Annotated in this window: 8 protein-coding genes and 2 pseudogenes; 8 read left to right on the top strand and 2 right to left on the bottom strand. The window is 73.3% G+C overall.

The window, feature by feature from the left end:
• Positions 1 to 80 precede the first annotated feature (80 nt).
• Positions 81 to 1,220 (top strand): ATP-grasp domain-containing protein, encoded by a 1,140-nt coding sequence (locus ACFOSY_RS27050; protein WP_394311544.1) that lies wholly within the window; start codon positions 81 to 83, stop codon positions 1,218 to 1,220.
• A 231-nt stretch (positions 1,221 to 1,451) separates the two neighbouring features.
• On the opposite strand, the gene ACFOSY_RS27045 is transcribed toward ACFOSY_RS27050, so the two are convergent.
• The gene (locus ACFOSY_RS27045; protein WP_394311542.1) at positions 1,452 to 2,789 is read right to left on the bottom strand and encodes a 6-phospho-beta-glucosidase; all 1,338 of its coding nucleotides are present in this window, start codon (positions 2,787 to 2,789) and stop codon (positions 1,452 to 1,454) included.
• A gap of 249 nt (positions 2,790 to 3,038) precedes the next feature.
• Here ACFOSY_RS27045 and ACFOSY_RS27040 point away from each other — a divergent pair, with 249 nt between their 5' ends.
• The 4 genes and pseudogenes from ACFOSY_RS27040 to ACFOSY_RS27025 all read left to right on the top strand — a co-directional run.
• Complete coding sequence (locus ACFOSY_RS27040) at positions 3,039 to 4,256, top strand: sensor histidine kinase (protein WP_394311540.1); 1,218 nt, start codon at positions 3,039 to 3,041, stop codon at positions 4,254 to 4,256.
• Positions 4,253 to 4,927: a response regulator gene (locus ACFOSY_RS27035; RefSeq protein ID WP_394311537.1), complete on the top strand. Its 675-nt coding sequence runs from the start codon at positions 4,253 to 4,255 to the stop codon at positions 4,925 to 4,927. The genes ACFOSY_RS27040 and ACFOSY_RS27035 overlap by 4 nt, the downstream gene beginning before the upstream one ends.
• A 156-nt stretch (positions 4,928 to 5,083) precedes the next feature.
• Positions 5,084 to 7,195: an MMPL family transporter gene (locus ACFOSY_RS27030; protein ID WP_394311535.1), complete on the top strand. Its 2,112-nt coding sequence runs from the start codon at positions 5,084 to 5,086 to the stop codon at positions 7,193 to 7,195.
• Between the two features lie 255 nt (positions 7,196 to 7,450).
• Positions 7,451 to 8,410 (top strand): annotated as a pseudogene (locus ACFOSY_RS27025) (glycoside hydrolase family 16 protein); the annotation flags it as partial.
• Positions 8,411 to 8,589: 179 nt separating this feature from the next.
• Here ACFOSY_RS27025 and ACFOSY_RS27020 read toward each other — a convergent pair.
• Complete coding sequence (locus ACFOSY_RS27020) at positions 8,590 to 9,513, bottom strand: helix-turn-helix domain-containing protein (protein ID WP_394311710.1); 924 nt, start codon at positions 9,511 to 9,513, stop codon at positions 8,590 to 8,592.
• Positions 9,514 to 10,042: 529 nt separating this feature from the next.
• On the opposite strand from ACFOSY_RS27020, the gene zwf reads away from it, so the two are divergent.
• The 3 genes and pseudogenes from zwf to ACFOSY_RS27005 form a co-directional block, all read left to right on the top strand.
• On the top strand, positions 10,043 to 11,662 hold the full coding sequence (gene zwf / locus ACFOSY_RS27015; RefSeq protein ID WP_394311533.1) for a glucose-6-phosphate dehydrogenase: 1,620 nt from the start codon (positions 10,043 to 10,045) through the stop codon (positions 11,660 to 11,662).
• Positions 11,659 to 12,594, top strand: a complete 936-nt coding sequence (opcA, locus tag ACFOSY_RS27010; protein ID WP_394311531.1) for a glucose-6-phosphate dehydrogenase assembly protein OpcA — start codon at positions 11,659 to 11,661, stop codon at positions 12,592 to 12,594. The genes zwf and opcA overlap by 4 nt, the downstream gene beginning before the upstream one ends.
• Positions 12,587 to 12,800 (top strand): annotated as a pseudogene (locus ACFOSY_RS27005) (glucose-6-phosphate isomerase); the annotation flags it as partial. The gene opcA and the pseudogene ACFOSY_RS27005, both read left to right, overlap by 8 nt.

The following is a 12,800-nucleotide window of genomic DNA, read 5'->3' as shown; positions in this document are numbered from 1 at the left end:
GCGGTTCGGTGTACCTCCCTACGTCATGCCCGGGCACGGGCCGCTCCGCCCTGCCCGCACACCGTTGAAAGGCGGCCTGCATGGTCTCTCGCGTACGCGTCTGGCTCAACCGCACGTACGCGGAGAACGTGTTCTTCTTGGATCAGCTGCGGCGAAATCCCAGCGACCGGGCCGTCGAGATCCACGCCACCCACGGCGACCCCGACTCCCCCGTGCTCGCCGCCGCCGACACGGCGGAGCTGGAGCCGGAGGGGCTGTCCCCGGCGGCGTACGTCGAGTTCGCGCTCACCCAGTGCGAGCGGCGCGGGATCGACGTGTTCGTGCCCCGGCTGCACCAGGCGGCGATCGTCGCCCACCGCGGCGAGTTCGAGGCGGCCGGGACCGCGCTGCTGGCGCCGCCGCCCGAGGCGGTGGCCGTGTTCGAGGACAAGGTGGTCGCCTACCAGGCGGTCGAGTCGATCGGCGTGCCGGTGCCGCCGTGGCGGCGGGTCCGTGACGCCGACGAACTCCTCGCCGCCGTCGAGGAGTTGGAGCGTCAGGGGTACCGGGCCTGCTTCAAGCCCGCGGCCGGTGCGGGCGGGGTCGGATTCCGCATGATCACCCGTGAGCCCTTCTCGCTCGCCCAGCTGAAGGGCTTCCCCGGCCCGCAGGTGCCGCTCGGCCTGGTGCTGGAGTCCCTGCGGCGGGCCGAGGAACCGGTCGACTGGCTGGTGATGCCGCGGCTGGAGCAGCCGGAGGTGTCCGTGGACTGTCTCACCGGCCCGGACAACCGGGTCCGGCTGGCGATCGGCCGCACCAAGCACGGCCGCCGCCGGGGCTTCACGCTGCACGAGCAGTGGCTGGAGCCGGCCCGGCGTATCGCGGAAGGCTTCGGGCTGCACCACCTGTCCAACATCCAGTTCCGGATGCTCGGCGACCGGCCGGTGCTGATGGACGTCAACACCCGTCCCGCGGGCGGGCTGCACCAGCTCGCGCAGTGCGGGGTGAACGTGCCCTGGGCGGCGGTGCGGCTGGCGCTCGGCGACGACCCGGGCGAGATCGTCCCGCCGTTCCTGGGCCAGGACTACACGGTGGTGTCCGGGTCACGCCCGCTGCTGCCGGTGACGGTGCCCCGGCAGCGGACCGACTCCCCCACGGTCACGGGCACGCTGGACGCCGTGCCGGCGCCGGCGCCCGCGTCGCCCGTCGAGTCGCGGGCGGCGTCGGGGGCGCTGCCGTAGCGGCGCCGAGCGCCCGGCGACGGCCGTGACGGCGGGCCGTCCACGGGCTTCCGGAATCGCCGCGAAAAAAATCTTCGCCAGGGTGTATCAGGCCCCGGTGTGCGTGCTCTTGATGGTGAACGGCGACTGGGGAAGCCGCCGGGGGGAGCACGGGGGACCGGGGGGAGCTCGGGTCGGTCGGCCGCTGTCACGGGGGGCGACCGGCCGGCCCGAAGCCGGTTGTCCCTGCCGTCAGTCGAGGTAGGACAGTCCGGGATGGACGGCCGTGTAGCCGTCCACGAGCCGGCGGGCCACACTCACCGAGTCCACCAGCGGGTGCAGGGCGAAGGCCTTGACCGCGGTGGCGCGCGACCCCGACCTGGCGGCGGCCAGCACCTCGCGCTCCACGGCCTTGACCGCGCTCACGAGACCGACCGCGTGCCCCGGGAGGGGATCGACCGAGACGGGGTGCGCCCCGTTGGCGTCCACCAGGCACGGCACCTCGATCACGGCGTCCTCGTCCAGCGGCGCAAGGGTGCCGCGGTTGCGGACGTTGAGGATCAGCGTGGTGCGTTCGTCCCGGGCGACGGCCCGCATCAGCGCGAGCGCCACCTTCTCGTAACCGCCGGACAGGTCGTCCGCCTCCCGCTCCCCCGCGCCGGCCGCCTCCCGGTTCTCGCTCATGTAGGTCGCCTCCCGCTCGGCGCGGGTGCGGTTCCACAACTCCAGGGCGGAGACGTCCGGGTCGGCCGTCCCGGCGTAGAAGCTCTCCTGCTGGTCCCGCAGGAAGGCGCCGCGGGTCCGGGCCGCCTGCTGGTAGGCCCGCACGGCCTCGCGGTTGAAGTAGTAGTAGTGCAGGTACTCGTTGGGGATCGCGCCCAGGGAGCGCAGCCAGTCCGCGCCGAAGAGACGCCCCTCCTCGAACGAGCCGAGCAGCGCCGGGTCGGCCAGCAGGCGCGGCAGCCGGTCCTCGCCGGCCACGCGCAGGCCGCGCACCCAGCCGAGATGGTTGAGCCCCACGTAGTCGATCCACGCCTCGTCCGGCCGCGCGCCCAGCACCCGGGCGATACGGCGGCCGAGTCCGACCGGTGAGTCGCAGATGCCGATGACACGGTCGCCGAGGTGGCGGGACATGGCCTCGGTGACCAGGCCCGCCGGGTTGGTGAAGTTGATGACCCAGGCGTCGGGGGCGAGGCGGGCCACCCGGCGGGCGATGTCGTCGGCGACGGGGACGGTGCGCAGCCCGTAGGCGATGCCTCCGGCGCCCACGGTCTCCTGGCCGAGCACCCCTTCGGCGAGGGCCACGCGCTCGTCGTTCGCCCTGCCCTCCAGGCCGCCGACGCGGATGGCGGAGAACACGAAGTCCGCGCCGCGCAGCGCCGCGTCCAGATCGGTGCTGGTCGACACCTCGACCGGCTCGGGCACGTCGGCGGCCTGCTCGGCCAGCACCCGGGACACCGCGCGCAGCCGCCCGGCGTCCACGTCGTGCAGCACGACGTGGGTCACCCGCCCCTCGGCACGGTCCGCGAGCAGCGCCCCGTACACGAGCGGCACCCGAAACCCACCACCACCAAGAATCGTCAGCCTCACACCCCGACCCTACTAGCGCCCCCGAAGAGACGCGGGGAGCCAAGGCACCCCGAAGGGGCGCGGGGAGGCAAGGCGCCCCGAAGGGGCGCGGGGAACTGCGCGATCAACCCCCACAGCCCCGCACCCGCCAACCCACCGAACCCCCCACCCCCTTAGGCGCCCCGCCCCCGCCCCACAAATCCCTCTCACCGGCGAGGCCAACCCCCACCCCCCTCCCGATACTGAAACCCCCGCCCCGAGGAGCCGCTCATGAAAGCCCCCCGCTCCCCCCGCTCCCCCCGCTCCCCCCTCCCTCCCGCCCTGACCCGCTGGCGCCCAGCCACCCCCTACGTACTGGACGCGGCCCTGGCCGCCCTCGTCCTCTTCGCCGTGTCCCTGCAATGGATGTTCCCCGACGAAGGCGACGACCCCCTCTCCTTGCAGGGCTGGCTCCTCGGCGCCGCCACCGCCGTCCCCCTGATCTGGCGGCGCCGCGCCCCCTGCGCCACCGCCTGTGCGGTGTCCCTCGCCACCCCCGCGCAGGCGCTCTACCACGCACCCCCGCCGGACGTGATGTACGGCGGCATGGTCGTCCTGTACACCATGGCGGCCCAGGCCCGCCCCTGGCAGCGGCGGCTGATGCTCACCGGCTGGATCCTCGGCGTCGTGATCACCATGCAGCACCAGTCGAACCAGGAGCCCTTCGAGTACGCCTTCCACCTGATGGGCCTCGTCTCCGCGTACGCGCTGGGCGTGCTCACCCGTGTGCAACGGGCGTACACCGCCGAGCTGGAGGACCGGGCCGGCCGGCTGGAGCGGGAGCGGGCCGCGGACACCGCCCGGGCGCGGGCCGAGGAACGCGCCCGGATCGCGCGGGACATGCACGACATCCTCGCGCACGCGGTGAGCCTGATGGTGGTGCAGGCGGAGGCCGGTCCCGTGGTGGTCCGCAAGGACCCGGACCGCGCCGAGGCGACGTTCGACACCATCGCCTCGACGGGACGCGAGGCGATGGCTCAACTTCGGCGTATTCTCGGCGTCTTGAAAGAGGAAGCACCGACCGGGGAGGCCGGATCCCGCCTGCCGCAGCCCAGCGTGACCGCGCTGCCGGAACTGGTCCGTCAGGTGCGGCAATCCACGGGCCTGCACGCCGAGCTGCGGACCTCCGGAACGCCGCGTCCGCTGTCCTCGGACACGGAGGTGGCGGCGTACCGGGTCGTGCAGGAGGCGCTCACCAACACCGTGAAGCACGCCCGAGCGTCCCGCGCGCTGGTCGAGCTGGACTGGGCGGACGACCATGTGTCCCTCACGGTGACCGACGACGGGCGGGGGCCGTCCGAGGGGGCGGGCGGGCACGGGCTGATCGGCATCCGGGAGCGGGCCGCGGCCTGCGGGGGCAGCGCGGAGACCGGCGGAGCCCCGGACGGCGGTTTCCGGGTCGTCGTACGGCTGCCGGTGGCGGTGGACAGGGAGGGGGCGCTCGGTTGAGCATCCGGGTGGTGGTGGCGGACGACCAGGAGCTGGTCCGCGCGGGTTTCGGCATGATCCTCGACGCCCAGGACGACATCGAGGTGGTGGCGGAGGCGGCGGACGGGCAGGAGGCCGTGTCGGCGGTGCGCCGTCACGGCCCCGACGTGCTGCTGCTGGACATCCGCATGCCGGTGATGGACGGCCTGGAGGCGGCCCGGCTGGTGTGCGCGGAGTCGGGCTGCAAGGTGGTCATGCTGACCACGTTCGACCTCGACGAGTACGTGTACGAGGCCCTGTACGCGGGGGCCAGCGGCTTCCTGCTGAAGGACGTGCGCCGCGACGACCTGGTGCACGCGGTGCGGGTGGTCGCGGCCGGCGAGTCGCTGCTCGCGCCGACGGTGACCCGGCGGCTGGTCGCGGACCTGGTGAAGCGCCGCCGGGAGCGGCCGCCCGCCGCCGACGGCCCTCCCCCGCCGGGCCTGGACGCGCTCACCGCCCGCGAGGTGGAGACGCTGCGTCTGGTGGCCCGCGGCCTGTCCAACGCGGAGATCGCCCGCGCCCTGTTCGTCAGCGAGCACACGGTCAAGACGCATGTGAGCAACGTGCTGTCCAAGCTCGGTCTGAGGGACCGGGTGCAGGCGGTGATCCGCGCGTACGAGTCCGGTCTGATCACCCCGGGATCCCTCTGAGGACCGGGGTCCCTCTGAGGAGTGAGCCGGCGGGGCGTCTCCCCCGTACGGGCGAGGGACGGAGCCGGCCCGAACCGCTCCTCCCGGCGATCCGCCGGGGCACCCCTGGGCACGACTCTGAGGGCGTCGACGAACCGTCAACGCCGGGAGGGGACCGTGCTCACCGCACTCGCCCGGACGGCCACCCGCCGTCCACTGACCGTGATGCTCCTGTGGGGGCTTTTCCTGCTGCTGGGCTTCGGCCTGGGGACAGGTGTCTTCGCGCGTCTGTCCGACAACGTGCCCGAAGTGCCCGGCACCGAGTCGGAGTCGGCCGCGCGATACCTCGACGAGCTGGACCCGGCGGGGTCCTCGATCACCGGAGTGGTGGCCGGCACGCCCGTCTCGGAGCCCGGTCTGCGCGCGGAGGTCGAACAGGCCGTGGCCGACGTGCGGAAGGTCGCCGGGGTCGCCGCCGTGCCGGACCCGTACGTCACACCGGGGATGCTCGCCGAGGACGGGCGGGCGCTGATCGTGCCCGTCACCCTGGAGGGAGGCCTCGACGACGACGCGGAGGAGCGCACGCTCGACGCGGCGGCCGAACGGATCCGGGAGATCGACGCGCCGGACGTCCATGTGAGCGGGGGGCCGCTGCTGGGGCTTCAGATGGGCGAGCGGGCCCAGGAGGACGTGAAGAACGCCGAGTTGATCTCCCTGCCGGTGGTGCTGGCGCTGCTGCTGGTGGTGTTCGGCGGGCTGCGGTCGGCGCTGCTGCCGCTGGTCGTGGCGGTCGGCGGCATCGCGGGGGCGTTCCTGGCACTGTTCCTGTTCAGCGAGGTCACCGACATCTCGGTGTACGCGATCCAGGTGACGACGATGCTCGGCCTCGGACTGGCCGTGGACTACGCCCTGTTGATGCTGGTGCGGTTCCGCGAGGAGCGCCGGCACACCGAGGACGTGGGGGAGGCGGTGCACCGCACGGTGGCGGCGGCCGGGCGGACGGTGGCGTTCTCGGGGCTGACCGTCGCCGTCAGCCTGACCGGGCTGCTGGTGTTCCCCAGCGTGTTCCTGCGCAGCATCGGGCTCGCGGTGGCGGCGGTGGTCGTCATCGACATGCTGGCCGCCCTGACGCTGCTGCCGGCGCTGCTGGCGCGGTTCGGCGGGCGCATCCCGCCGGCGAAGACGCCCAAGGACGGCGAGGAGGAGGGCCGGTTCTTCGCGCGCGTCGCCCGCTTCGCGGCCCGGCGCAAGGTGGCCGTGCTCGCCGTGGTGGCGCCGGTGCTGCTGGTGCTGGCGCTGCCCGTGTCCGGGATGAGCATCGCCGTCGGGGACGCGCGGCAGCTGCCCGCGGACAGCGAGGCGCGGCAGCTCCAGGACACCGTCGCCGCCCACTTCCCGCCGGGCACCGGTGTCTCCCCGGTCGTGGTGGCCGTGCGGCCGGGCACGGACGCCGCGACCACCGACCGGCTCAAGGCGCTGGCGCCGGACGCCGCGACGCGTCACCTGCCGGACGGCGGCACGGTGATCGAGCTCAGGCCGCCCGGCGAGGCGGACGGCGCGGAGGCGACCGCGCTGGTGGAGCGGGTGCGGGAGGCGCGCGGCGACGCGCCGGTCGAGGTGACCGGCACGGCGGCCCGGCTGGTCGACTTCCGTCAGATGCTGGCGGAGCGGGCGCCGTGGGCGGCGCTGACCGTGCTGGCCGGCATCGTCGTACTGCTGTTCGCGTTCACCGGCTCGGTGCTGCTGCCGCTGCGCACCGTCGTCACCACGCTGCTCAGCCTGGCCGCCGCGCTGGGTGTGGTGGTGTGGGTCTTCCAGGACGGCCATCTCGCCGGACTGCTGGGCGCGGAGGGACTGGGCGCGCTGAGCCTCACCGCGCCGCCGCTGATCGTCGCGATCGCGTTCGGACTGGCCATGGACTACGAGCTGTTCATCCTGGCCCGGATGCGGGAGGCGCGGCTGCGCTCCGGTGACGACCGGGAGGCCGTGGTGACGGGGCTGAGCCGCTCGGGCCGGGTGGTCACCTGCGCGGCGCTGCTGCTCGCGGTGGTGTTCGCGGCGTTCATGACGGGCGGGTTCTCGCCCATCCTCCAGATCGGTCTGGGGCTGACGCTGGCCGTGCTGATCGACGCGACGGTGGTGCGGATGCTGCTGGTACCGGCCACCATGGCGCTGCTCGGCCGCCACGCCTGGTGGGCCCCGGCCCCGCTGCGCCGCGCCCACGACCGGTTCGGCCTCCGGGAGGAACTGCCGGATCAGCCGCGGGAGAAGGTGCCGACGGGGGTCTGACGCCGCCGATCCCGCCACGGTGCCCGGGGCTCACGCCGCCCCGGGCACCACGTGCCTCTGGGGCCCGGTTTCCCCGGTTCGCGCCCATTCGAGAGGTGAACTCCCGCAGGGGGCAAGCACTTTCTCGGTTACACCTCTTGACGCCCAAGGGGCCCAGGAGCACATTGGCGTGACCGTGAGAGCGCTCTCACGCGATGTTCCGGCTCTCACGGCACCTACCGCACCACCGTCAGCACCGAGAGGTCATCCCCCCACATGAATGCCACCTCCGGCACCCCCCGATCCCCCCGCAAACGGCGACGGCTGAGGCACACGCTCGTCGCCCTCACCGGCGCGCTGGCGCTCGGGGCGGGCGCCCTCGCGCTCACCGGCCCCACGGCCAGCGCCTCCGCTCCGCCCCCGCCGTCGGGCTGGACGCAGGTCTTCGCCGACGACTTCGACGGCCCCGAGGGCAGCGGCGTCGACACCGCCGACTGGCAGTACGCGACCGGCACCGGCTACCCCGGCGGCCCCGCCAACTGGGGCACCGGCGAGAAGGAGACGATGACGTCGAACCCGGAGAACGTCTCCCTCGACGGCAACGGCAACCTGCGCATCACCCCGCGGCGCGACGGCGCCGGCAATTGGACGTCGGGGCGCGTCGAGACCAACCGCGACGACTTCCAGCCCCCGGCCGGCGGCAAGCTGCGGGTCGAGGCCCGTATCCAGGTCCCGAACGTCACCGGGGACGCGGCCAAGGGCTACTGGCCCGCGTTCTGGATGCTCGGCGCGCCGTTCCGGGGCAACTACTGGAACTGGCCCGCCGTCGGCGAACTGGACATCATGGAGAACACCCAGGGCCAGAACACGGTGTTCTCCACCATGCACTGCGGCACCTCGCCGGGCGGCCCGTGCAACGAGACCAGCGGCATCGGCGGCCAGACCACCTGTCAGGGCACGTCCTGCCAGGCCGGTTTCCACACCTACCGGATGGAGTGGGACCGCTCGTCGGACGTGGAGGAGATCCGCTTCTACCTCGACGACACCAACTTCCACACCGTCCGGGAGAACCAGGTGGACGCGACGACCTGGTCGAACGCCACGGACCACGGCTTCTTCGTCATCCTCAACGTGGCGATGGGCGGCGGCTTCCCCGACGCGTTCGGCGGCGGCCCCGACGCGGGCACCGAGCCCGGGCACTCGATGCTCGTGGACTACGTGCAGGTGCTCACCGCCCCCTGACGCGCAGCCTCCTGGCCCGCAGGCCCCCTGCACCCACCGGACCCACCCCCCACACCCGGCCTCCCCGGCCGGCGGGCGAGGGCCCCGCGCACCCGCGCGGGGCCCTCGTCGGCGTTCGCCCCCCCGTCGCCCCCCCCGGTCCCTCGGCGGCGCTCAGCGGCGCCCAGCGGCGCTCAGCGGTGTTCCGCGCGGAAGGCGGCCGGGGCGGTGTCCGTGTGCTGCTGGAAGAACTTGGAGAAGTTCGCCGCGTCCGGGAAGCCGACGGCCGCCCCGACCCGCGCGGTCGGCAGATCGGTGTGCGCGAGCAGCCGCTTGGCCTCCAGGATCACCCGTTGGTCGATGAACGCCTTGGGCGTCCGACCGGTGGCGGCGCGCACCACGCGGGCCAGGGTGCGCCGGGAGTAGCCGAGGGCGTCGGCGTACGCGCTGACGCTGTGGTTGGTGGCGAAGTCCCGCTCCACCGCCTCCCGGAACAGGGTGAAGGCGCTGTCCTCGGCCGGCCGGGGAGCGCCGTCGGAACCGGCGGCGAGATGGGCGAGCCGCAGCAGGAACGCGGTCAACGCGTGGCGCAGCACGGCCGTGTGGAGGCTCAGCGGCAGGGTGACGGTGTCCTCGTACTCGCGGCGGAGCTGGCCGGCCGCGGCGCGGAGTGCGGCGAGCTGGGCCGGGCCGGGGCGCATCAGCGGCGGCCGGTCGTAGCGGTAGAGGCCGGTGGCCTCGACGGTGGCGCGGGGCAGGAAGCCGGGCTGCATGGTCAGGACGGTTCCGCGGTACTCGGCGTCCCGGGAGAAGCGGTGGACCTGCCCCGGGCGGATCCACAGCACGTCGCCCGCCGTGGCCTCGTACTCGGTGAAGTCGATCATGTGCCGGAGCGGTCCGCCGTCGAGCAGCATCACGACGTGGAAGTCGATGCGGTGCACCCGGTCCAGGGGCGCGTCGGCCCGCCAGGTGCGGTCGGGGTCCATGGGGGCGATCTGCATGCCGACCCCGCAGACGCTCCGCCCGACCGGGAAGGGAAGGGTTCTGATTCCGCCGCCGTCGCGCCCGTCCGCCGTCCGGGCGCCGCCGTCACCCCCCTGGGGGAATCCGCCTGCCATGTCTCCCATGTCCGTCACCTGCTCGTCGGGCGCCCCGTCCGGGGGCGCCCGGTGTCCCACTTTCACCACAGGCTGGCACACCGGAACCTCGTTGTGAATAAGTCAGACTTTTACTTTTGAACGCGCTGCAGAGTTCCTTTCGCCCGGATCGAGGACCACGTGGAGACGAGCACCCGCACGGCGGGCCGGCACGGCCGCCCGGCGGGAATCGCCGGAGTCCGGGCGCGGTTGACGCGAGCGCGAGAGAGAAGACGATCAGCGTGATCCGCACGATGCGCGAAGAAGTGTTCGATACCTCCGGCGGGTCCGGAGCCGGCGGCCGGCCGCACCCGCGGGAGTGCACCGGGGTGAAGGACCCCGCGGACAAGGACACCCTGTATGGGGAGGACCCCTCCGCGGCGGCCGGGAACGCGTACGACGGGACGGCGCGGCAGCCGGGGAACCCGGGCAGGGCGAGGTTCGTGGACGCCGGGCCGTGGCCGCGCCAGGCGGCGGCGACGGCGTCCGACAGTGAGGGAGTTGACGCGGAATGACCGACGAGACCACCGAACCGGCGGTGGACGCCCCCGAGGCGGCGCGGGAGGATCAGCGGGCGGACGCCGTCACCGCCCTCACCGCGCCCCCGCCCGGCTGGGCCAACCCGCTGCGCGATCCCCAGGACCGCCGCCTGCCCCGGATCGCGGGCCCGTCCGGTCTGGTCATCTTCGGGGTGACCGGCGACCTGTCCCGCAGGAAGCTGATGCCGGCCGTGTACGACCTCGCCAACCGGGGGCTCCTGCCGCCGGGCTTCTCCCTGGTCGGCTTCGCCCGCCGCGACTGGGAGGACCAGGACTTCGCCGAGGTGGTGCACGACGCGGTCAAGGAGCACGCGCGCACCCCCTTCCGCGAGGAGGTCTGGCAGCAGCTGTCGGAGGGCATGCGGTTCGTGCCCGGCGACTTCGACGACGACCACGCCTTCGACCAGCTGCGCAAGGCGGTCGACGAGCTGGACACCTCTCGCGGCACCAGCGGCAACTACGCCTTCTACCTCTCCGTGCCGCCGAAGTTCTTCCCCAAAGTGGTGCAGCAGCTCAAGAAGCACGGCCTGGCGGACGCGCCCGAGGGATCCTGGCGGCGCGCGGTCATCGAAAAGCCGTTCGGGCACGACCTGAGGTCCGCGCAGGAGCTCAACGCGATCGTGCACGAGGTGTTCGACCCGGAGCAGGTCTTCCGGATCGACCACTACCTCGGCAAGGAGACCGTCCAGAACATCCTGGCGCTGCGCTTCGCCAATCAGATGTTCGAACCGATCTGGAACCGGTCGTTCGTGGACCATGTGCAGATCACCATGGCCGAGGACATCGGCATCGGCGGCCGGGCCGGTTACTACGACGGCATCGGCGCCGCCCGCGACGTCATCCAGAACCACCTCCTCCAGCTGATGGCGCTCACCGCGATGGAGGAACCGGCCTCCTTCGACGCGGCGTCGCTGCTCACCGAGAAGCTGAAGGTGTTCCGCGCCGTGCGGCTGCCCGAGGACCTGGGGCGGCACACGGTGCGCGGGCAGTACGCGGCGGCCTGGCAGGGCGGCGCGAAGGTGCGCGGCTACCTGGAGGAGGACGGCATCGACCCGTCCTCGGCGACCGACACCTACGCGGCGATCAAGCTCGGGGTGGACAACCGCCGCTGGGCGGGCGTGCCGTTCTACCTGCGCACCGGCAAGCGGCTGGGCCGCCGGGTGACGGAGATCGCCGTGGTCTTCCAGCGGGCGCCGCACTCCCCCTTCGACACCTCGGCCACCGAGGAGCTCGGCCAGAACGCCGTCGTGATCCGCGTCCAGCCGGACGAGGGCATGACCGTGCGGTTCGGCTCCAAGGTGCCCGGGACCTCCATGGAGCTGCGGGACGTGACGATGGACTTCGCCTACGGCGAGTCGTTCACCGAGTCCAGCCCGGAGGCCTACGAACGGCTCATCCTGGACGTCCTCCTGGGGGACGCCAACCTGTTCCCCCGTCACCAGGAAGTGGAAGAGTCCTGGAAGATCCTCGACCCGATCGAGGAGTACTGGGCGTCGCACGGCAGGCCTGCGCAGTACACATCGGGCAGCTGGGGACCCGCGGAAGCCGACGAGATGCTCGCACGAGACGGACGGAGCTGGCGCAGGCCATGAAGATCGACCTGACCGACACCACGGCAAGCAACATCAACAAGGCGCTGGTACGGGGCCGCCGTGCCATAGGCACCCCGGCCGTGGGCATGGTCCTGACGATGGTGATCGTCACGGACGAGGAGAACGCCTACGACGCCATCAAGGCGGCCGAGGAGGCCTCGCACGAGCACCCCTCGCGCACCCTGGTCGTCATCAAGCGGCACGCACGCAACCCGCGCGAGCGCACCCGGTCCCGGCTGGACGCCGAGGTACGGGTCGGTTCGGAGGCCGGCACCGGCGAGACGGTGGTGCTGCGCACCTACGGCGAGGTCTCCGAGCACGCCGACTCGGTGGTGCTGCCGCTGCTGCTGCCGGACGCCCCGGTGGTGGTGTGGTGGCCGGCCGACGCCCCCGAGAACCCCTCCCGGGACCCGCTCGGCGCGCTCGGCCAGCGCCGGATCACCGACCTGTACGCGGCGGAGGACCCGATGGCGGTCCTGCGCGCCCGGGAGCGCGCCTACGCGCCCGGCGACACCGACCTGGCCTGGACCCGGCTGACCCTGTGGCGCTCCATGCTCGCCGCCGCCCTGGACCAGGCGCGCACCACCGTCACGTCGGCGACCGTCGAGGCCGAGGCGGAGAACCCGGCCGCGGAGCTGCTGGCGCGCTGGCTGGAGGCGCGGCTGCGGGTCCCCGTCGACCGTGTGGTGACCGCGGGCCCCGTGGTCACGGCGGTCCGGCTGGGCACCGAGGACGGCGAGGTCGTCATCGACCGCCCCGAGGGGCCGCTGGCCACGCTCACCCTGCCCGGCCAGCCCCCGCGCCGGCTGGCCCTGAAGGTCCGTTCCACCGCCGAACTCATCGCCGAGGAGCTGCGGCGCCTCGACGCGGACGAGATGTACGCCGTCGCCCTGCGCGGCGAGGCCACCGAGGAGATCCCCGCCCATGTCTGACGTCCCCGAACCGACCCGCCGCCCCGAGTGGGCCGCCCTGGAGCAGCACTGGGCGCAGGGGCTGCCGGGCCTGCGCGAGCTGTTCGCCGACGACCCGTCCCGCGCCGAGCGGTACGTCGTGCACGTCGGCGACCTGCGGATCGACTACTCCAAGCATCTGGTCACCGACGAGACGCTGCGGCTGCTGCGGGAACTGGCCGCCGCGA

This window comes from Streptomyces lusitanus, from assembly GCF_042647945.1.
Taxonomy (GTDB): domain Bacteria; phylum Actinomycetota; class Actinomycetes; order Streptomycetales; family Streptomycetaceae; genus Streptomyces; species Streptomyces pseudogriseolus.
This window is presented reverse-complemented; position numbering and strand designations above follow the sequence as displayed.

What these genes read in the sequence shown, in the direction of transcription:
- ACFOSY_RS27050 (WP_394311544.1), top strand. Translation starts at nt 81, where the DNA reads ATGGTCTCTCGCGTACGCGTCTGGCTCAACCGCACGTACGCGGAGAAC.
- zwf (WP_394311533.1), top strand. Translation starts at nt 10,043, where the DNA reads ATGACCGACGAGACCACCGAACCGGCGGTGGACGCCCCCGAGGCGGCG.
- ACFOSY_RS27020 (WP_394311710.1), bottom strand. Translation starts at nt 9,513, where the DNA reads ATGGCAGGCGGATTCCCCCAGGGGGGTGACGGCGGCGCCCGGACGGCG.
- opcA (WP_394311531.1), top strand. Translation starts at nt 11,659, where the DNA reads ATGAAGATCGACCTGACCGACACCACGGCAAGCAACATCAACAAGGCG.
- ACFOSY_RS27040 (WP_394311540.1), top strand. Translation starts at nt 3,039, where the DNA reads ATGAAAGCCCCCCGCTCCCCCCGCTCCCCCCGCTCCCCCCTCCCTCCC.